The organism is Cupriavidus sp. USMAA2-4 (assembly GCF_001854305.1).
Classification (GTDB): Bacteria; Pseudomonadota; Gammaproteobacteria; order Burkholderiales; family Burkholderiaceae; genus Cupriavidus; species Cupriavidus malaysiensis.
The window spans coordinates 3,908,500-3,926,519 of record NZ_CP017748.1; the positions used below are offsets into that span (position 1 = coordinate 3,908,500).

Below are 18,020 nucleotides of genomic sequence, written 5' to 3' on the forward strand. Positions count from 1 at the left end.
GTCATGAACTTTGCACTGATTCTTTTTGTGCTGGTGGTGGTCACGGGCATCGCGTGGGTCGCCGACAAGCTCGTCTTCGAAAAGCAGCGGCGCCTGGCCGCGCAGTCGGCGCTGGCCGAGTTCGATGCGCGCCAGGCAGAGCTGCAGCGCTACGGCCAGTCCGACCTGGACCATTCGCGCAGCCGCCTGGCCGAGGAGAAGCTGCGCCAGCCCTGGTGGCTGGAGTATTCGGCCAGCTTCTTCCCGGTCATCCTGGCGGTATTCGTCCTGCGCTCCTTCGTGGTCGAGCCGTTCAAGATCCCTTCCGGCTCGATGATCCCCACCTTGCTGATCGGCGATTTCATCCTGGTCAACAAGTATGATTACGGTATCCGGCTGCCGGTGATCAACAAGAAGGTCCTCGATATCGGCGAACCGCAGCGCGGCGACGTGATGGTGTTCCGCTACCCGAAGGACGAGTCCCTCGACTACATCAAGCGTGTGATCGGCGTGCCCGGCGACGTGGTCAGCTACCAGGACAAGCGCCTTACCATCAACGGCAAGCCGGCGGAGTACGCGCCGCTGCCCGACTACCTGGACGAGGAGCGCCTGGCTTATTCGAAGCATTTCCGCGAGAAGCTGCCCGCGGGCCCCGACCACGGAATCCTCAACGACCCGGACCGGCCGGCTTATGTCTCGGGGGCGGACCCGGATTTTCCCTTCCACGAGAACTGCACTTACAATCAGCAGGGGCTGACCTGCAAGGTGCCGCCGGGTCACTATTTCGTCATGGGCGACAATCGCGACAACAGCCTGGATTCCCGTTACTGGGGCTTCGTGCCGGACCGGAACATCGTCGGCAAGGCCTTCCTGATCTGGATGAACCTTGGCAATTTCGGCCGCATCGGTTCCTTCAAGTAGGCCGGGGCAGCCGTGTGGAGCCAGCGTATCACCTCACCATAACAAGCTAGGATAGGCGCAGAATGGGTCAGACGGGGCGGAGCGGAGCAGTCGGTGGAGGGCGGCTCCGGCCGACCCGGATGCGAGGATTCTCGCTGGGAACCCTGCTGGTGGTGGTCCTGGTGGCGGTGGGCGTGGTGATTCCGGTGATCAAGACGATCCCGAGCCTGCTGGAGTACTTCTCGGTCAAGCGTGCGGTAGCCTATGCCCGCCAGCAGGCTTCCGGCAAGCAGGAGGTGGCGGGCTATTTTGACAAGCAGGCCCAGATCGACCGCATCACGGCCCTGCGCGGCGACGACCTGGACATCCAGGAAAGCGAGGGCGGAGGCATAGGGGCGGTCAGTTTCTCCTACCGCAGCGAGGTCCCGATCTATGGCCCGCTCAGTTTTTTGATTACCTATTCGGGAACGCAGTACTGACATGAACCTCGACGCCTTGCAGCAACGACTCGGCTACCGATTCAGCAAGCCCGAATTGCTGCAACAGGCGCTGACGCACCGCAGCCACAGCGCCCAGCACAACGAGCGCCTGGAGTTTCTCGGCGACTCGGTGCTGAACTGCGCTGTGGCCGACATGCTCTACGGCATGTTCGGCAAGCTCGACGAAGGCGACCTGTCGCGCGTGCGCGCCAACCTCGTCAAGCAGCAGGCGCTGTACGAGATCGCGCAGATGCTGCAGCTTTCCGACGTGCTGCGCCTGGGGGAGGGCGAACTGAAGAGCGGCGGTTTCCGCCGTCCCTCGATCCTGGCCGATGCGCTGGAGGCTATCGTCGGCGCAGTTTTCCTCGATGCCGGTTTCGACGCCGCGCGGGCCCTGATCCGCAAGTTGTACATCCCCATCCTGGAACAGGTCGATCCGCGCACGCTGGGCAAGGACGCCAAGACCCTGCTGCAGGAGTACCTGCAAGGCCACAAGATCGCCCTGCCGCAATACAGCGTGATCGCCACGCATGGTGCGGCGCACAATCAACAGTTTGAAGTCGAATGCACGGTGCCTAAACTGGAGGTGCGTGTGTTCGGCACGGGCGCGTCGCGCCGCGCGGCGGAGCAGGCGGCGGCCAAGCTGGCCCTCGAAGAGGTCCAGAAGCTGGTGCCCCAGCTGCTCAAGCGCAGCCGCGCCGAGCGTACCGGCAAGACCCGCAAGCAGCCGGCGCCGCCCGATCCTCAGTTGTCTCTCAGGTTGAAGGAATGACCGAATCCCAAGCGCCGCGGCAGGATGCCGCGGACACCCCTCCCGCCGGCTTCCGCTGCGGTACCGTGGCCATCGTCGGCCGCCCCAACGTTGGCAAGTCCACGCTGATGAACGCGCTGGTCGGCCAGAAGATCAGCATCACCTCGCGCAAGGCGCAGACCACCCGCCATCGCATCGTCGGCATCCAGACCAGCGAGGACGCGCAGTACGTCTTCGTCGACACGCCCGGTTTCCAGACACGGCATGCCAGCGCGCTCAACCGCTCGCTGAACCGCGCCGTCACGTCGACGCTGTCGACGGTCGACCTGGTCCTGTTCGTGGTCGAGGCCGGGCAGTATGGCCCGGACGACGAGAAGGTGCTGGCGCTGCTGCCGAAAAACGTGCCGGTGCTGCTCATCGTCAACAAGCTCGACCGCATCGGTGCCGAGCGCGCGGCGGTGGTCATGCCCTTCCTGGAAAAGATGGGGCAGGTCTTCCCCTTCCGCGAAGTGGTGCCGATGTCGGCCAAGACGCGCGACCATATCCAGCGCCTGTTCGCCATCATCCGGCCTTATCTGCCCGAGGGCGAGCCGATGTACGGTGCCGATGCGCTCACTGACCGCAGCGAGCGCTTCCTCGCCTCGGAGATCATCCGCGAGAAGGTCTTCCGCTGGACCGGCGACGAACTGCCCTATACCAGCACCGTCATCATCGACAAGTTCGAGACGGAAGGGCGCCTGCGCCGCGTCTTCGCCACCATCCTGGTCGAGCGCGACGCGCACAAGGCCATGATCATCGGCAACAAGGGCAGCAAGCTCAAGCAGATCTCCACCGAGGCCCGCCTCGACATGGAAAAGCTGTTCGATGGCAAGGTCTACCTGGAGCTGTGGATCAAGGTCAAGGGCGGCTGGGCCGACAACGAGGCCGGGCTGCGCGCCTACGGCTACGAATGAGCGGGTGACCGGGTGAGCAAGATGCCCGAGCTGGCGGGCGGCGGGCAGGGCCCGCGCGGCGGCCGCCGCGGCGATCCGGTGGCCGAGGATGCGGCGGAGGTCCTGGGCGTCCAGGACGTGCGCGGCGCGAGCGTCGCCGAGCAGCGCGCGATGATGGACCGCGCCCTGCGCATCATGCCGGCGCGCAGCGAGGTGCGCGTCAACAACCAGCCGGGCTTCGTGCTGCATTCGTGGCCCTACCGCGAGACCAGCCTGATCCTCGACGTGTTCACGCGGGACCATGGCCGCATGGCCCTGGTGGCCAAGGGCGCCAAGCGCGCGCATTCCGCACTGCGTCCTGTGCTGCAGCATTTCCAGCCGATCGCGCTGTCCTGGAGCGGAAGGGGCGAGGTCAAGACCCTGACCAAGGCGGAGTGGGTGGGCGGCATGCTGCCGCTTGCCGCCGACGCGCTGCTGTCCGGCTTCTACCTGAACGAACTGCTGCTGCGCTTCTGCCCGCGCGAAGATGGCCACGCGGCGCTGTTCCGCCACTACATGGCCACCTTGACGCGGCTCGGCCACGGTGAGCCCGCTGGCCTGGTTTTGCGCAGCTTCGAGCGCACGTTGCTGCAGGAAACCGGCTTTGCCGTGGCCTTCGACCGTTGTACCAGCACCGGCGAGCGGGTGCGGCCCGAGGTGGACTATGTCTACCATCCGGAGCGAGGCGTGCGGCCGGCGCACGCGAGCGATCCGTCGTCGTGGCCGGTGATCGGCGGCCAGTCCCTGCTCGACATGGCCCAGGATGACTATGGCAGGGCGCAGACGGCGGCGCAGAGCCGCGCGCTGATGCGTTTCCTGCTGCACTATTACCTGCAGGGCGAACCGCTCAGGACGCGCCAGATCCTGATCGACCTGCACTATCTCTGAGACCTTACCAAAAGACTCGCATGATCTTCCACGCCCATCCCGGTGTCATCGATCTCGGCGTCAACATCGACCACGTCGCCACGCTGCGCAATGCGCGCGGCACGGTCTATCCGGATCCGATCCAGGCCGCGCTGCAGGCCGAGGAGGCCGGCGCCGACCTGATCACGCTGCACCTGCGCGAGGACCGCCGCCATATCCGCGATGCCGATGTGCGCGCGCTGCGTCCGCAGTTGGCCACCCGCATGAATCTCGAATGCGCGATCACCCCGGAGATGCTCGACATCGCCTGCGAGATCCGTCCCCAGGACGTCTGCCTGGTGCCGGAGCGCCGCGAGGAAGTCACCACCGAGGGCGGGCTCGATGTGGCGGGCCGCTTCGAGCAGGTCAAGGCCGCCTGCCGCCAGCTTGCCGGCGCGGGCATCCGCGTCTCGCTGTTCATCGACGCACAGGCGGAGCAGATCGAAGCCGCCGCCGCCTGCGGCGCGCCGGTGATCGAGCTGCACACCGGCCGCTATGCCGATGCGCACACGCCAGATGAACAGGCGATCGAGTTCCGTCGCGTTGCCGACGGCGTCGAGACCGGCCTGCGCCACGGCCTGGTGGTCAACGCCGGCCATGGCCTGCACTACACCAATGTGCAGCCGATCGCGGCGCTGCCGGGCATCACCGAACTGAACATCGGCCACGCCATCGTCGCGCATGCTGTCTTCGCCGGCTGGCAGAACGCGGTGCGCGAGATGAAGGCGATCATGGTCGCGGCGCGCCTCGGCACGCGCTATCCGGGGCCGGGCGGGAGCGCGCCGGCGTGATCTACGGACTGGGTACCGACATCATCCAGATCGAGCGCGTGCGCGGCGTGATGGCGCGCACCGGCGGACGCTTCGCACAGAAGGTCCTGGGCCCGCGCGAACTGGAGAAGTACCATGCCCGCCTGGCCCGCTCCGAGAAGCGGGGGCTGGCCTTCCTGGCCACCCGTTTTGCCGCCAAGGAGGCCTTTTCCAAGGCCATCGGGCTGGGCATGCGCTGGCCCATGACCTGGCGCGCGATGGAGCTGCTGAACCTGCCCTCGGGCGAGCCCGTCGCCCAGTGCAGCGGCGAACTGGCCGAATGGATGCGCGCGCGCGGCCTGGCGGTGCGCGTCAGCGTCAGCGATGAACAAGACTATGCGGTCGCCTTCGCGATCGCCGAGCGCGTGGCGGACGGCGCCGCGCGTGCTACCGAACCGGAACAAGATACTCCATGACTCAACTGATCTCCGGCAAGCGGCCGGGCCCCGTGGTGCTCGACATCGTCGGCAAGCAACTCGACGCCGAGGATGCGCGCCGCATCGCGCATCCGTTGACCGGTGGCGTGATCCTGTTCGCGCGCAATTTCGAGTCGCGCGCGCAGTTGGTGGCCCTGACGCGCGCCATCCGCGCGGTGCGCGACGACGTGCTGATCTGCATCGACCACGAAGGCGGGCGGGTGCAGCGCTGCAAGACCGATGGCTTCACGCACCTGCCGGCGATGTCCCGCCTCGGCGAGTTGTGGGATCGCGATGTGCTGGCCGCGACCAAGGCGGCGGTCGACTGCGGCTATGTGCTGGCCAGCGAATTGCGTGCCTGCGACATCGACCTGAGCTTCACGCCGGTGCTCGACCTCGACTATGGCCGCAGCGCGGTGATCGGCGACCGCGCCTTCCACGCCGATCCGCGCGTGGTCACCATGCTGGCCAACCACCTGGCCCACGGCCTGCTTCTGGCCGGCATGGCCAACTGCGGCAAGCACTTCCCGGGGCACGGCTATGTTGCTGCGGATTCTCACGTGGCGGTGCCGATCGACGAGCGCCCGCTCGAAGAGATCCTGGCGCAGGACGCACGGCCCTACGACTGGATGGGGCTGTCGCTGGCCTCGGTGATGCCTGCCCATGTGATCTACCCGCAGGTGGACGCGCAGCCGGCGGGCTTCTCGCGCATCTGGCTGCAGGACATCTTGCGCAGCCAGCTCGGTTTCGAGGGGGTGATCTTCAGCGATGACCTGAGCATGGAAGGAGCCAGCGTGGCCGGCAGCGTGACCGAGGCGGCCCGCGCGGCGCTCGGCGCCGGCTGCGATATGGTGCTGATCTGCAACCATCCGGAGCGTGCCGACCAGCTGCTCGACGAGCTGGATGTGACCATCGGCAAGGCATCGCAGCGACGCATCCGCAAGCTGTTTGCACGCCGCAGGCCGCTCGACTGGAACAAGCTGCACCGCCAGCCGCAGTACCGCGCAGCCCTGCGCCAGCTCAAGGCGCTGGACCTGGTCGCCTGAGCTGCGTTGCGTCCGGCTCGCCCGGTGGCCGGGCGGCCGCCGGGCGAGCCGTACGAGGCAAGCGGCCGAGCGTAAGAAAAAAGAAAAAGGGCAGCCGAGGCTGCCCTTTCTTCGTCCCGCCGCGCACGCCGGGGCGCGCACGGTGCATCGCCTTAGTTGGCGCGGCTGCGGTATTCGCCGGTACGGGTGTCGATTTCGATCTTGTCGCCGATGTTGCAGAACAGCGGCACTTGCAGTTCGAAGCCGGTGTTGATCTTGGCGCTCTTCAGCACCTTGCCCGACGAGGTGTCGCCCTTGACGGCGGGTTCGGTGTAGACGATCTCGCGCACCAGGCTGGTCGGCAGTTCGACCGAGATGGCCTTCTCGTTGTAGAACACCACTTCCACGGCCATGCTGTCCTCGAGGTAGTTCAGCGCGTCGCCCATGCTGTCCTTCTCGACTTCGAACTGGTTGTAGTCGGCGTCCATGAACACATACATCGGGTCGGCGAAGTACGAGTAGGTGCATTCGCGGCGCTCGAGCACCACCACTTCGAACTTGTCGTCGGCCTTGAACACCGACTCGCCCGGAGCTTCGGTGAGCAGGTTCTTGTATTTCATCTTGACGACGGCGGCGTTACGGCCCGACTTGTTGTACTCGGCCTTCTGGACCACCATCGGAGCGCCGTTCATCATGAACACGTTGCCGACGCGGAGTTCTTGTGCGATTTTCATCTGAACTGATTTCCTGAAAAAGAAAGTCCCGGAATGCGGGATGGCGATGATGTGCGCTGGCGCGTTGCAGACCCGCAAGATCCACTGCAATCCCGCCGCCGCTGTGCGTCGAGCCGACGCTCCAGGTGCTCCCGCCGAGACATCCGTCCGCTTGGCGGCCGCGCTTTTGGCGGATCGTCGGGCGGGACAGGCACTGCGCGAAGGCTACCCCGGTTTTCCGGGCCGGTCGCCATCAAATCAACCCGTTATTCTACCTGATTCTCGCAAAAAGCCACCAGATTGGCGGCCAGGTCGCCGAGGTGGCGCAGGCGCCGCTGCCAGTTCCCGGCCGCCGCCTGCAGGGCCGGCAGGCGGGCGGCCAGCGCGGGCCAGTCGACCTCGCCGCCGAAGCCGTTCCAGGCGTGCCAGAAGGCGGTCTGCACCGCGCTGGCGGCGGGGTCGGCATGGCGCCCGGCCAGTTCGAGGTAGGCGTCCAGCTTGGCCCGGTGCGCGTCGTCGGCCTGGGGGTAGATCTGCCAGACCAGCGGGCGGGAGGCCCAGTGCGCGCGTACGAAGGAGTCCTCGCCGCGTACGAAGTTCAGGTCGCAGGCCCACAGCAGTTCATCGTAGTGCTCCTGGCGCACGAAGGGCACGAAGTGCACGCTGAGGGCGCCCGCCGTGAAATGCCGGCCCACCTGCGCCTGGGTGTCCAGGCAGGCTGCGACCTGGTCGGCGGCGAGGCCCAGCGGGACCAGGCACTGCACCCGGCGGGGGCCGTCGCGCCATTGTTGCAGCAAGGCCGGCAGGGACGCGTTGGCGTAGGCGAACAGGCTCACCTTGAGCGCCTCGGCGAGCGGCTGCGCGTCCAGGCGGTGCCACAGCGCCGCCTGGGCGGCGGCGCTGCCGAGGAAGGCCTCGCGCTCGGCGCCGAGCGCTGTTTCTCGCAGCAGGCCGCCGGTACCCGGCTCGAAGCCGGGGAAAAAGAAATGCTTGGTCAGCGGCAGGCGCGGATGCGGCGACGGCATGGCGTGGTAGTCGCGCACCCAAGGCTCGGCGCTCAGGTACTCCAGGTTGATCCAGGCGGGATGCGGCACGCGCGTTGCCATGCGCGCCAGGAACGGCTCGGGCAGGGTGCAGGCGAAGGCCTCGATCACGACATCGTGCGGCACGGCCTCGCAGAACACCGTGGTGGCGGCGGGCTCGTCGCGCGGCCAGGGGCGGATCTCGACGCCGGCGATGCGTTGTTGCGGCGCCGTCGGATCCAGCCCGGGCGCGAGGCGCGCGAAGGCGTTCAGGTCGTCGACCCAGAGCCGCACCGTGTGGCCGTGCTCCTGCGCCAGCTGGCGCGCCAGCCGCCAGCAGACGCCGATATCGCCGAAGTTGTCGATCACGGTGCAGAAGATGTCCCAGGAACGGATGGGCATGACAGGGGTCTTTGGGGGATCGGTAGGGGAGGCCGGATACGGCGGGCCGGCATGGCCGGGGATTGCTCTACACTTGCGATTTTAGAGCGTGTCCCGGCCGCGCCGTGTGCCGGGACCCGTGCCGTGTCTCCAGATCCGCCCATGTCAGAGCAGGAATCCGCATCCTCCGCCACGCCGCCGGCATTCGATCCCAAGGCTGTCATCGCGCAATTGCCCGGCCTGCCCGGCGTCTACCGCTATCTCGACAGCGACGGCCGCGTGCTCTACGTCGGCAAGGCGCGCGACCTGAAGAAGCGCGTCTCCAGCTACTTCAACAAGACGCAGCTGTCGCCGCGCATCGCGATGATGGTGGCCAAGATCGCGCAGATCGAAACCACCGTGGTCCGCACCGAGGCCGAGGCGCTGCTGCTCGAGAACAACCTGATCAAGGCGCTGGCGCCGCGCTACAACATCCTGTTCCGCGACGACAAGTCCTATCCCTACCTGAAGCTCAGCGGGCACCGCTTCCCGCGCATGGCCTACTACCGGGGCGCGACTGACCGCAGGCACCAGTACTTCGGCCCCTTCCCCAGCGCGCATGCGGTGCGCGAGAGCATGCAGATCCTGCAGCGCGTGTTCCAGCTGCGCACCTGCGAGGACACCGTCTTCAACAACCGCACGCGGCCCTGCCTGCTGCACCAGATCCATCGCTGCACCGGTCCTTGCGTGGGAGCGATCGGTGAGGCCGACTATGCGCGCGACGTGCAGAATGCCGCCGGCTTCCTGCAGGGGCGCCAGACCGAGGTGCTGGAGGGGCTGCAGTCCAAGATGGAGCGGTATGCCGAGCAGCTCGAATTCGAGCAGGCCGCCGTCGTGCGCGACCAGATCGCGGCGCTGTCGACCGTGCTGAGCCGCCAGGCGGTCGAAGAGGTGGGGCTGGCGCGCGACATCGACATTCTGGCGGTCGCAGTCGAGGGCGGGCGTGCCTGTGTCAATCTCGCCATGGTGCGGGGCGGGCGCCACCTGGGCGATCGGGCCTATTTCCCGGCCCATGCCGAGGAGGCGGCGATGATCGTCGGCGACGAGGCGCTCGAGGCCATGCCGGTGGAGGCTGCCGCCGAAGCGCCGGCAGGGGAGGCAGGCGAGAGGGCGCCGGGCAGCGCCGCGCCAGCAGAGGAGGCCGCCGGCAGCGCTGTCGAACGCATTGCCGGTGGCGTGATGGCTGCCTTCATGGCGCAGCACTATCTGGACCAGCCCCCGCCGCCCATCCTGGTGGTCAGCCACCTGCCGGCCGATCGCGCGCTGGCGGAAGCGCTGGCCATGCAGGCCGGCCGCAAGGTCTCGCTGGTGCGCCAGCCGCAGGGCCAGCGCCGCACCTGGCTCGAGATGGCGCAGCAGGGAGCGGCGCTGGCGCTCGCGCGGCGCCTGGCCGAGCAGGGCAGCCAGCAGGCTCGCACGCGCGCCCTGGCCGAGACCATCGGGCTGGAGCCCGACGACCTGGCCGAACTGCGCGTCGAGTGCTTCGATATCAGCCACACGGCAGGCGAGGCGACGCAGGCGTCCTGTGTGGTGTTCCACCACCACGAAATGCAGAACAGCGAATACCGGCGCTACAACATCCAGGGCATCACCCCCGGCGATGACTATGCCGCCATGCGCCAGGCGCTCACGCGGCGCTACCAGAAGCTGGTCGAGCAGGAAGAGGGGGCCGGCGCGGGCGAGCCGGTACAACTGCCGCAAATCGTGCTCATCGACGGTGGCAAGGGCCAGGTCGAGGTGGCGCGGCAGGTGTTCGAAGAACTCGGCCTCGATATCGGCATGCTGGTCGGCGTGGCGAAAGGCGAGGGCCGCAAGGTCGGGTTGGAAACGCTGGTCTTTGCCGATGGCCGCGCCGCACTGGAACTGGGGCCGGGCAGCGCCGCGCTGATGCTGGTGGCGCAGATCCGCGACGAGGCTCACCGGTTCGCCATCACCGGCATGCGCGCGCGCCGTGCCAAGGCGCGTACCACCTCCCGGCTGGAGGAAATCGAAGGCGTCGGCGCGCGCCGGCGCCAGAAGCTGCTGACTCGCTTCGGCGGGCTGCGCGGCGTGGTGGCCGCCAGCGTCGACGAGCTGGCCAGCGTCGAGGGCATTTCGCGCGCGTTGGCCGAGGAGATCTATCGCCAGCTGCACTGAGAGAACACCGGTGCCGGAGAGTACCTGCATCGCCCTGGACGGGGCCGCCATCCGGCCAGTCCGGCCGCGTGGAATGCCGGAATGGCCCCCCGAGGGGGGAAATCGGCGACAATCTCACGGTTGTCCACCGCTTCGACCGCTGTTTCCCGCGCCCCGACCCATGCCCCTGAACATCCCGATTCTGCTGACCTGGCTCCGCGTTGCCATGATCCCGCTCGTGGTGGGGGTCTTCTACCTGCCGGAGGCATGGGTGCCGATGCATGCCAAGAACCTGACGGCGGCAGTCTTCTTCATCATCGCCGCCGTCACCGACTGGCTCGACGGCTTCCTGGCGCGGCGCTGGAACCAGACTTCGTCCTTCGGCGCCTTCCTCGATCCGGTCGCCGACAAGCTGATGGTGACGGCGGCGCTGCTGTCGTTGCTGGCGCTGGGGCGGGTCACCGACCTGATCGCGCTGGTCATCATCGGTCGCGAGATCACGATCTCGGCCTTGCGCGAGTGGATGGCGCAGATCGGTGCCTCCAAGAGCGTGGCGGTCAACTTCCTGGGCAAGCTGAAGACGACCTTCCAGATGATCGCGATCCCGCTGCTGCTGTTCAACGGCCCGTTGTCCGGTGGCATCGACGCCAGCGTGCTCGGCACCTGGATGATCTACCTGGCGGCGGTGCTGACACTGTGGTCGATGGTGTACTACATGAAGCTGGCGTGGCCGCAGATCCGCGAGCGCAGCGCACTGGTCGGGGAGGCCCACACGCAAAAGTGAGGGCGAATGCAAAAAAAGCTTGACGTCCGGAATCGTCCTTTGCAATAATCTCGTTCTCGCTGCTGACGACGCAAACGAAACAGCGAGGTAAAGCGAAGCTGATGCGAGAACGCTGCAGTAGGCAGCAGTTAGCGCGCGATTGGCAAAGCGAAGTAGTTGATGATATCCCTGCGGGAGTAGCTCAGTTGGTAGAGCGCAACCTTGCCAAGGTTGAGGTCGCGAGTTCGAGACTCGTCTCCCGCTCCAGGTTTCGGCGAGTACGCCAGACGATCGACAAGTTCGATGCTGTGGCGGGCAAGCCTAGTGGTTTGAGTAGTAGTACGCGGGAGTAGCTCAGTTGGTAGAGCGCAACCTTGCCAAGGTTGAGGTCGCGAGTTCGAGACTCGTCTCCCGCTCCAATCCCAAAGGGAAGCCCGGCTTCCCTTTTGTTTTGGCTTGTGGCCGCGTCGCCCCGTTGGGTGGCTGATTGCGGATACAATCCAGAAAATGTCGCCTGGCGGGGTGGCAGAGTGGTTATGCAGCGGCCTGCAAAGCCGTGTACGCCGGTTCGATTCCGACCTCCGCCTCCAGATCAGCGAAAGCCCCGAAGCATCTGCTTCGGGGCTTTTTGCTTTGGTGCTGCCCGCTCGCGCCGCGCGCTGCGAGTGCGGGCGGCGCGCAGCGGTACGAACCGGGGGCCTATCGCCATAGCGGTCCAGGTGGCATATCCGGCCCTTGTTCTTGCCATGGCCTGCACGGGGATCGTGTTACATTATGCGCAGCCGTCGGCACCTTCGCGCCGGGTCCCCCAGCCCAGTCTGAGCGGAACCGCCAATGCCATGCCGGTCGCGGGCAGCGATCCGTTCGTACCCGTGCGCCATTGACGGCTTTCCCGTTTTCCGCCTTTTCCGAGCAGCAGTACGGCACGCCAGCGCGGGCTCCCGCGCAGCATGCCCGGTGTCAGTGGACAGCGCTGGCCAGGAGTTCGGCGCCGGCGGAGGCTTGTCCAATCTGCCCCCCTGCGGCCTCCGAAAAAGGAATCGACAACGCATGCATCACGCCTCCCCGCTCATCAGTACCATCGTCGGCGGCATCGTGCTGGCTTTCCTGCTCGGTGCGCTGGCGGCGCGGCTGCGCCTGCCGCCGCTGATCGGCTACCTGTGCGCGGGCATCGTGGTGGGGCCGCACACGCCCGGATATACGGCCGACCAGACGCTGGCGCCGGAGCTGGCGGAGCTGGGTGTGATCCTGCTGATGTTCGGGGTCGGCCTGCATTTCTCGATCAAGGACCTGCTGGCCGTGCGGGCTATCGCGATTCCCGGCGCGGTGGCGCAGATCGGCATTGCCACGCTGCTTGGCATGGGTGTGTCCTGGGCCCTGGGCTGGAGCTGGGGGCAAGGGCTGGTGTTCGGCCTGGCCCTGTCGGTGGCCAGTACCGTGGTGCTGCTCAAGGCTTTGCAGGATCGTGACCTGATCGACTCGCCGCAGGGCCGGATCGCCGTGGGCTGGCTGGTCGTCGAGGATCTGGCGATGGTCTTGACGCTGGTGCTGCTGCCCGCGCTGGCAGGCCTGCTGGCCCCGGGTGCGCAGGCGGACGGGGCGGCCTCGCCCGGCGCCGGCGATATCCTGGTGGCAGTGTTGGTGACGCTGGGCAAGGTGGCCGCCTTCGTCGCCGTGATGCTTCTGATCGGGCGGCGCTTCATCCCCTGGATGCTGGAACGCATCGTCTGGAGCGGCAGCCGTGAACTGTTCCGCCTCGGCGTCCTGGCCACGGCGCTGGGCGTGGCCTTCGGTGCCTTCTACCTGTTCGGCGTCTCGTTCGCGCTGGGGGCCTTCTTCGCCGGTATGGTGCTGGCGGAGTCCGAGTTCAGCCACCGGGCGGCCGAGGAGTCGCTGCCGCTGCGGGATGCCTTCGCGGTGCTGTTCTTCGTCTCGGTCGGCATGCTGTTCGATCCTGCCGTGCTGGTCGCCGACCCTTGGGGCGTGCTGGCCACGCTGTTCATCATCCTGGTGGTCAAGTCCCTGGCAGCACTGGGCATCGTGCGTGTCTTCGGCTACGACACCCGCACCGGCCTGACCATTGCCGCCAGCCTCGCGCAGATCGGCGAGTTCTCCTTCATCCTCGCCAGCCTGGGCGTGTACCTGAAGATCCTGCCGGAGCGCGCGCAGGCACTGATCGTGGCCGGCGCGCTGCTGTCGATCATGCTCAATCCGCTGCTCTTCCACCTGCTCGACCGCTACACGGCCCGGCAGGCGCGCACCCTCGCGGAAGCCGACCTGTCCTGAGTCAGGCGCCTGCGCTGGCGCCGCGGTGCAGGTACTCGGTGAAGGCCAGCAGGCCCTGGGTCGGATACTTGTGCTCGTGCACCACCAGTTGCAACGGCCGGACCAGGGGCGGCATGCCGGCGCGCAAAGCCACCAGCTGGCCGCGCTCCAGTTCCTCCGCCACCACGTGCAGCGACAGGCAGCTAATGCCGAAGCCGCTCATCACTGTGCGCTTGATGGCTTCAGCGTTGCCCAGTTCCAGCGCGAAGCGCAGTTCGCCGAGCAGCGGCACCAGGCGCTGCTCGATCACCTCGCGCGTACCCGAGCCGGGCTCGCGCACGATCCAGTCGGCCTCGCGCAGGGCCTGGCGGCTGACCGGCCGCTGCGCCAGCGGGTGCGTGGTGCCGACCACCACCACCATCTCATCGTCGCACCAGTGTGTGCTGCGCAGGTCGCGCTCGTGGCAGGTGCCTTCGATCAGGCCGAGGTCGGCTTCGAACTGCAGCAGCGCCTGCAGGACCTCGCGCGTATTGCCGATGCGCATATCGAGCGCGCACGGTCCCGGCTGGCTGTCGCGGAAGCCGCGCAGCAGGGCCGGCAGGATATAGCTGCCGATGGTGTTGCTGGCGGCCAGGCGCAACTGCACGCCCGACTGCAGGGGAAAGCGCTCGAGCTCGTACGCCTGGTCCAGCAGCGACAACGCGCGCGGGAAGAATAGCCGTCCGGTCTCGTTGATGCTGAGGCGGCGTGCGACGCGATCGAACAGGGGGCCGCCGAGCGCCCGCTCCAGCTCGGCCAGCGCGGCGCTGACGGCGGATTGCGAGAGCGCCAGCGCTTCGCTGGCGGCCACCGTGCTGCCATGCTGGGCAACGGCGACGAACACGGAAAGCTGGCGCAGGGTCAGGCGCAGGGGGCGGTGTTCCATATCGTTAATTCAGATTGATCATAACGATATTACCTGTTTCACAGATTGATTGGGGCCCGCTACGCTCGGGACATCGACCATCCATGAAGCGGGAGTCCTCCATGTCCACCAGCCTGACCGCCTCGCGTGCCGACAATGCATCGCCGGCCTGGCGCACGCGAGTGCTGACTTTGCTGCCCCTGGGCGGCATCGCATGGCTGGCCATGGTGCTGGCCGACCACCCCGCCATCTCGCGCTACGGCCTGAGCGCGCTGACCCTTGCCATGTGTGCCGGCATGGTGGCTGCCAACACCATGCCGCGTGACTGGCTGGCGCCGCTGGCGCCGGGCATGCAGTTGGCGCGCCATCATATGCTGCGTATCGGTGTGGCCTTGTACGGGCTGCGCCTGACGTTCGGCGCGATCGCCGCGCTGGGCGTCTCCGGAGTGGTCGTACCCTTGCTCATGCTGGTTGCCACCCTGCTGGTCGGTACCTGGCTGGGCGCCTCGCTGTTCGGGCTGAGCCGGCGCGAGGCCCTGCTGGTCAGCGCCGGCAGCGCGATCTGCGGCGCCGCCGCGGCCATCGCCGTGTCGTCGGTGCTGCGCAGCGACGACAAGCAGACCGCCGTGGCCGTGGCGACCGTGGTGTTGTTCGGCACGGCCGGCATGCTGCTCTACCCCTATCTCTTCACCCTGGCCACGCAGCAATGGCACTGGCCGGTGACGGAGCGCCTGTTCGGCATTTTCACCGGCGCCACCCTGCATGAAGTGGCGCAAGTGATCGCGGCGGGCAAGATGGTCAGCGACGCCACCGCGGACGCCGCGGTGGTAGCGAAGATGGTGCGCGTGCTGGCGCTTGGCCCGCTGCTGCTGGGCATGGCCCTGTGGCAGCGTAGTGCTTCGCGCGGATCGGGGAAGCAGGGGGCAGCGGGAGAGGGGCGGGGCACCCTGGTGTCGCTGCGGAAGTCAGTGCCCTGGTTCGCGGTGGGCTTCGTGGTGGTCATGGCTGTGCATTCGGCAGGCTGGGTGCCGCAGGCGTGGATGGCCGGACTGACGGCTCTGGACAACTGGCTGCTGGCCTGCGCCATGCTGGCCATCGGCCTGCATACGCGCCTTGGCGACCTGCTGCGCGCGGGGCGGCGGCCGCTGGCGCTGGCCGGCCTGCTGTTCGTGTTCCTGATGGCGGCCGGCGCTGCATTGTGCGCCGTCATGGCGTAAAGCCACGGGAGGATGGGCGGGAGTTGCTGGTGCGGCCGACGGGACTCGAACCCGTAAGCCTGTGAAGGCGGCAGATTTTAAGTCTGCTGAGTCTACCAATTTCTCCACGGCCGCCCGGCAAGCCCGGTATTGTGGTGGTTCGGGCGGTTGGATGCAAGCGCGCCGCCATGTTCCCGGTTACGACTGGTAACAATGTCGTCCCGACGGTTGCACCTGGATTTTCCTGGGGTTTTACAATGACCGTATAAATCCCGTCACAACCAGAGGCACGAACATGAAGCGTTGGATGCTTGCAGGTCTTGGCGTCGCGGCAGCGCTCGCATCAGGCGCGGCCATGGCGCACGTCAGCGTTGGCGTGGCGATTGGCGTGCCCGGCGTGGTCGTCGGGGCTCCCGCCTACTATCCGCCTCCGCCGGTCTACTATGCGCCGCCTCCGCCGGTGGTGGTCGCGCCCGCGCCGGTGTACTACGGTGCGCCGCCCGTGATCGTGCGCCCGGCACCGGTGTATTACGGTCCGGGCTACTACTACGGTGGTCCGCGCTTCTACGGCCCGCCGGACCGGTGGCACGGTCGCGGACACTGGCGTCATTGAGCGGGGCAGGGCATGGTGCGACAAGCGCCGATGCCGTGCCGGCAGTGTCAACAGGGGCTCCGTCAGGAGCCCCTGGTCATTGGTCGCCGGGATTCCGATGCTTTGTCTCGGGGCGATGACGACGTCGAAAGTGGTGCAAGGTTCCCTTCTTTTTTCCCTATTTTGGTGAGGGTCAAAAAAACTGAAGTGACTGATCAAAGCGGACATCACTTTGGCCTAGGGTTTTCCCCTACACTATTGCTGTGACACCGTCATGACAGGCGCGACACGAAGGCGCCCGGCAAGGATGGTGATGGCTCGCATCAAATACAAGGATGACCGCGACATGAAGATCAAGACCAGCCTGGTGGCGCTTGCCGCCCTTACCGCCCTGTCGGCCCTTTCCGTTTCGGCGCAAGCCGCCCCGCGCAAGGTCGACCCCTATCTCGATGGCGCCAAGATCGGCAAGGCCGATCCGTACACCGACGGCGCGAAGCTGGGCAAGGTGGATCCGTACACTGACGGCGCCAAGCTGGGCAAGGTAGACCCGTACACCGACGGTGCGAAGGTCGGCGACCGCCGCGACCCGTTCTCGGAAGGCGTCTGATGCCGGTGGGTGCCGGCTTCCCCCGGCCGGCCCCGCACAGCAGGAAAACAGACTGAAAAGGACCCGCAAATGTTGCGGGTCTTTTGCTTTTTAGGCGTGCTTTCGCCCATGGCAGCGGCCCGGCGCCAGCGGCTATACTGCCGGCTCCTGTTTCGCAATGATTTTCGAGGAGAGTGGTATGCAGCAGAAAACCGTGCTGACGGCTGATGACGTGAAGAAGGTGCTGGCCGCGGCAGAAGCCGAGGCGAAGGCCAATCACTGGGCCGTCGCGATCGTCGTGGTCGACGATGGCGGCCATCCTCTTGCCATGGTGCGCCTGGACGGCGCTGCCCCGATCTCGGCCTATATCGCCACCGAGAAGGCCCGCACTTCCTCGCTGGGTCGCCGCGAGTCCAAGATCTACGAGGACATGATCAACAACGGCCGCCACTCCTTCACGACGGCCCCGGTGCTGCAAGGCATGCTGGAAGGCGGCGTGCCCATCGTGGTCAACGACCAGGTGGTCGGTGCGGTCGGTGTCTCGGGAGTCAAGTCGGCCGAAGATGCCCAGATCGCCCGCGCTGGCATCGCCGCGCTGGGAGTCTGAGCGGGGGGGCCGGCATGCGCCGGTCCTGCATGCCAAGACGCTCGCGAGGCGGGCCGCGGCAACGAAAAACGGGGCGCCATGGCGCCCCGTTTTCCTTTTGTTGCGCCATCGCCGGTCCACCTTGCGGTGGCGCGTGCCGCGGTTCTTTCCCCGTTTGCTTATTTGGTCAGGATCAGCTTGCCGTAGCGCGTGATGCGCAAGGTGTAGACCTCGCCGTTGTGCAGGATCGGCAGCGTGCTGGCGCCCCGCATCAGGGTGTCGAGACGCACCGGTTCACCCGTGGCGGGTGCCGCGGGCCGGCTGTCCCGGACCAGAGCCTCGAGACGGGCGGGCAGCGCCGCCACTGCGCATTTCACGGTTTCGATTGCCGCAGCCGCCGGCGTTTCCCGGCGCGGCTGCGCGGGGTTCACTTCAACGCGGCGCAAGGATAGACGCCGGCGGGTGACTTCGCGCGGTTGCGGCAGCGGCAGGGCAAAGGTGCTCATCATCGGACTCCGGTAGGTCTCGGTGCCGGCAATGCATGCCGGCTTGTGTATTGGTCAGGTACGACCATCTTAAATGCGAATGGTTATCAATACAATGGGGGTTCACCAAACTTTAC

General features: G+C 66.9%; 19 protein-coding genes and 4 tRNA genes. 18 read left to right on the plus strand and 5 right to left on the minus strand.

Features of this window, described 5'->3' with window-relative positions; all coding sequences use genetic code 11:
- Window positions 1–3 precede the first annotated feature (3 nt).
- From lepB to nagZ, 8 genes are all read left to right on the plus strand, one after another.
- Complete coding sequence (gene lepB / locus BKK79_RS17395; RefSeq protein ID WP_071014251.1) at window positions 4–900, plus strand: signal peptidase I; 897 nt, start codon at window positions 4–6, stop codon at window positions 898–900.
- Window positions 901–1,019: 119 nt separating this feature from the next.
- Window positions 1,020–1,358, plus strand: a complete 339-nt coding sequence (locus BKK79_RS17400; RefSeq protein ID WP_231907929.1) for a DUF4845 domain-containing protein — start codon at window positions 1,020–1,022, stop codon at window positions 1,356–1,358.
- Between the two features lies 1 nt (window position 1,359).
- Window positions 1,360–2,130, plus strand: a complete 771-nt coding sequence (rnc, locus tag BKK79_RS17405; protein ID WP_071014245.1) for a ribonuclease III — start codon at window positions 1,360–1,362, stop codon at window positions 2,128–2,130.
- A complete protein-coding gene (gene era / locus BKK79_RS17410) occupies window positions 2,127–3,062 on the plus strand; it encodes a GTPase Era (RefSeq protein ID WP_071014244.1) in 936 nt (311 codons plus the stop codon). Before rnc ends, era begins: the two co-directional genes overlap by 4 nt.
- 21 nt (window positions 3,063–3,083) lie before the next feature.
- Entirely contained in the window at window positions 3,084–3,968 is an 885-nt protein-coding gene (gene recO / locus BKK79_RS17415; protein WP_071016493.1) for a DNA repair protein RecO, read from the plus strand.
- A 20-nt stretch (window positions 3,969–3,988) separates the two neighbouring features.
- Window positions 3,989–4,777: a pyridoxine 5'-phosphate synthase gene (gene pdxJ / locus BKK79_RS17420; protein ID WP_071014242.1), complete on the plus strand. Its 789-nt coding sequence runs from the start codon at window positions 3,989–3,991 to the stop codon at window positions 4,775–4,777.
- Window positions 4,774–5,211, plus strand: coding sequence for a holo-ACP synthase (acpS, locus tag BKK79_RS17425; RefSeq protein WP_071014239.1), 438 nt, complete (start codon window positions 4,774–4,776; stop codon window positions 5,209–5,211). The genes pdxJ and acpS overlap by 4 nt, the downstream gene beginning before the upstream one ends.
- The gene (nagZ, locus tag BKK79_RS17430) at window positions 5,208–6,257 is read left to right on the plus strand and encodes a beta-N-acetylhexosaminidase (RefSeq protein WP_071038133.1); all 1,050 of its coding nucleotides are present in this window, start codon (window positions 5,208–5,210) and stop codon (window positions 6,255–6,257) included. Before acpS ends, nagZ begins: the two co-directional genes overlap by 4 nt.
- A 152-nt stretch (window positions 6,258–6,409) precedes the next feature.
- On the opposite strand, the gene efp is transcribed toward nagZ, so the two are convergent.
- Both efp and earP read right to left on the minus strand, forming a co-directional pair.
- A complete protein-coding gene (gene efp, locus BKK79_RS17435; RefSeq protein ID WP_071014233.1) occupies window positions 6,410–6,970 on the minus strand; it encodes an elongation factor P in 561 nt (186 codons plus the stop codon).
- 245 nt (window positions 6,971–7,215) lie between these two features.
- Window positions 7,216–8,373, minus strand: a complete 1,158-nt coding sequence (gene earP, locus BKK79_RS17440; RefSeq protein WP_071014230.1) for an elongation factor P maturation arginine rhamnosyltransferase EarP — start codon at window positions 8,371–8,373, stop codon at window positions 7,216–7,218.
- Window positions 8,374–8,514: 141 nt separating this feature from the next.
- Here earP and uvrC point away from each other — a divergent pair, with 141 nt between their 5' ends.
- The 6 genes from uvrC to BKK79_RS17470 all read left to right on the plus strand — a co-directional run bounded on the left by uvrC (window position 8,515) and on the right by BKK79_RS17470 (window position 13,555).
- Window positions 8,515–10,527 carry an excinuclease ABC subunit UvrC gene (uvrC, locus tag BKK79_RS17445; RefSeq protein WP_071014229.1) on the plus strand — a complete coding sequence of 671 codons (2,013 nt, stop codon included), beginning with the start codon at window positions 8,515–8,517 and terminating at the stop codon, window positions 10,525–10,527.
- A gap of 160 nt (window positions 10,528–10,687) precedes the next feature.
- Window positions 10,688–11,290, plus strand: coding sequence for a CDP-diacylglycerol--glycerol-3-phosphate 3-phosphatidyltransferase (gene pgsA, locus BKK79_RS17450; RefSeq protein ID WP_071014226.1), 603 nt, complete (start codon window positions 10,688–10,690; stop codon window positions 11,288–11,290).
- 170 nt (window positions 11,291–11,460) lie between these two features.
- Window positions 11,461–11,536, plus strand: a tRNA-Gly gene (locus BKK79_RS17455).
- 76 nt (window positions 11,537–11,612) lie between these two features.
- Window positions 11,613–11,688, plus strand: a tRNA-Gly gene (locus BKK79_RS17460).
- Between the two features lie 97 nt (window positions 11,689–11,785).
- Window positions 11,786–11,859: transfer RNA gene (locus BKK79_RS17465), tRNA-Cys, on the plus strand.
- 460 nt (window positions 11,860–12,319) lie between these two features.
- Window positions 12,320–13,555, plus strand: a complete 1,236-nt coding sequence (locus BKK79_RS17470; protein ID WP_084084763.1) for a cation:proton antiporter domain-containing protein — start codon at window positions 12,320–12,322, stop codon at window positions 13,553–13,555.
- Between the two features lies 1 nt (window position 13,556).
- On the opposite strand, the gene BKK79_RS17475 is transcribed toward BKK79_RS17470, so the two are convergent.
- On the minus strand, window positions 13,557–14,459 hold the full coding sequence (locus BKK79_RS17475; RefSeq protein WP_071038134.1) for a LysR family transcriptional regulator: 903 nt from the start codon (window positions 14,457–14,459) through the stop codon (window positions 13,557–13,559).
- Window positions 14,460–14,560: 101 nt separating this feature from the next.
- Here BKK79_RS17475 and BKK79_RS17480 point away from each other — a divergent pair, with 101 nt between their 5' ends.
- A complete protein-coding gene (locus BKK79_RS17480) occupies window positions 14,561–15,655 on the plus strand; it encodes a YeiH family protein (protein WP_232346227.1) in 1,095 nt (364 codons plus the stop codon).
- A gap of 27 nt (window positions 15,656–15,682) precedes the next feature.
- Here the strand turns inward: BKK79_RS17480 and BKK79_RS17485 are convergent.
- Window positions 15,683–15,769, minus strand: a tRNA-Leu gene (locus BKK79_RS17485).
- 160 nt (window positions 15,770–15,929) lie between these two features.
- Between BKK79_RS17485 and BKK79_RS17490 the strand changes: the two genes are divergently transcribed.
- The 3 genes from BKK79_RS17490 to BKK79_RS17500 all read left to right on the plus strand — a co-directional run bounded on the left by BKK79_RS17490 (window position 15,930) and on the right by BKK79_RS17500 (window position 17,419).
- Window positions 15,930–16,247 (plus strand): hypothetical protein, encoded by a 318-nt coding sequence (locus BKK79_RS17490; RefSeq protein ID WP_071038136.1) that lies wholly within the window; start codon window positions 15,930–15,932, stop codon window positions 16,245–16,247.
- Between the two features lie 325 nt (window positions 16,248–16,572).
- Window positions 16,573–16,833: a hypothetical protein gene (locus BKK79_RS17495; protein WP_071016491.1), complete on the plus strand. Its 261-nt coding sequence runs from the start codon at window positions 16,573–16,575 to the stop codon at window positions 16,831–16,833.
- A 178-nt stretch (window positions 16,834–17,011) separates the two neighbouring features.
- Entirely contained in the window at window positions 17,012–17,419 is a 408-nt protein-coding gene (locus tag BKK79_RS17500) for a heme-binding protein (protein WP_071014216.1), read from the plus strand.
- A gap of 158 nt (window positions 17,420–17,577) precedes the next feature.
- On the opposite strand, the gene BKK79_RS17505 is transcribed toward BKK79_RS17500, so the two are convergent.
- Window positions 17,578–17,904, minus strand: coding sequence for a hemin uptake protein HemP (locus tag BKK79_RS17505; protein ID WP_071016489.1), 327 nt, complete (start codon window positions 17,902–17,904; stop codon window positions 17,578–17,580).
- Window positions 17,905–18,020: the final 116 nt, after the last annotated feature.

Bases quoted from the DNA above. Each gene is read 5' to 3' on its own strand.
- lepB (WP_071014251.1), top strand. From the start codon at position 4: ATGAACTTTGCACTGATTCTTTTTGTGCTGGTGGTGGTCACGGGCATC.
- BKK79_RS17400 (WP_231907929.1), top strand. From the start codon at position 1,020: ATGCGAGGATTCTCGCTGGGAACCCTGCTGGTGGTGGTCCTGGTGGCG.
- rnc (WP_071014245.1), top strand. From the start codon at position 1,360: ATGAACCTCGACGCCTTGCAGCAACGACTCGGCTACCGATTCAGCAAG.
- era (WP_071014244.1), top strand. From the start codon at position 2,127: ATGACCGAATCCCAAGCGCCGCGGCAGGATGCCGCGGACACCCCTCCC.
- recO (WP_071016493.1), top strand. From the start codon at position 3,084: ATGCCCGAGCTGGCGGGCGGCGGGCAGGGCCCGCGCGGCGGCCGCCGC.
- pdxJ (WP_071014242.1), top strand. From the start codon at position 3,989: ATGATCTTCCACGCCCATCCCGGTGTCATCGATCTCGGCGTCAACATC.
- nagZ (WP_071038133.1), top strand. From the start codon at position 5,208: ATGACTCAACTGATCTCCGGCAAGCGGCCGGGCCCCGTGGTGCTCGAC.
- efp (WP_071014233.1), bottom strand. From the start codon at position 6,970: ATGAAAATCGCACAAGAACTCCGCGTCGGCAACGTGTTCATGATGAAC.
- earP (WP_071014230.1), bottom strand. From the start codon at position 8,373: ATGCCCATCCGTTCCTGGGACATCTTCTGCACCGTGATCGACAACTTC.
- uvrC (WP_071014229.1), top strand. From the start codon at position 8,515: ATGTCAGAGCAGGAATCCGCATCCTCCGCCACGCCGCCGGCATTCGAT.
- pgsA (WP_071014226.1), top strand. From the start codon at position 10,688: ATGCCCCTGAACATCCCGATTCTGCTGACCTGGCTCCGCGTTGCCATG.
- BKK79_RS17470 (WP_084084763.1), top strand. From the start codon at position 12,320: ATGCATCACGCCTCCCCGCTCATCAGTACCATCGTCGGCGGCATCGTG.
- BKK79_RS17475 (WP_071038134.1), bottom strand. From the start codon at position 14,459: ATGGAACACCGCCCCCTGCGCCTGACCCTGCGCCAGCTTTCCGTGTTC.
- BKK79_RS17480 (WP_232346227.1), top strand. From the start codon at position 14,561: ATGTCCACCAGCCTGACCGCCTCGCGTGCCGACAATGCATCGCCGGCC.
- BKK79_RS17490 (WP_071038136.1), top strand. From the start codon at position 15,930: ATGAAGCGTTGGATGCTTGCAGGTCTTGGCGTCGCGGCAGCGCTCGCA.
- BKK79_RS17495 (WP_071016491.1), top strand. From the start codon at position 16,573: ATGAAGATCAAGACCAGCCTGGTGGCGCTTGCCGCCCTTACCGCCCTG.
- BKK79_RS17500 (WP_071014216.1), top strand. From the start codon at position 17,012: ATGCAGCAGAAAACCGTGCTGACGGCTGATGACGTGAAGAAGGTGCTG.
- BKK79_RS17505 (WP_071016489.1), bottom strand. From the start codon at position 17,904: ATGAGCACCTTTGCCCTGCCGCTGCCGCAACCGCGCGAAGTCACCCGC.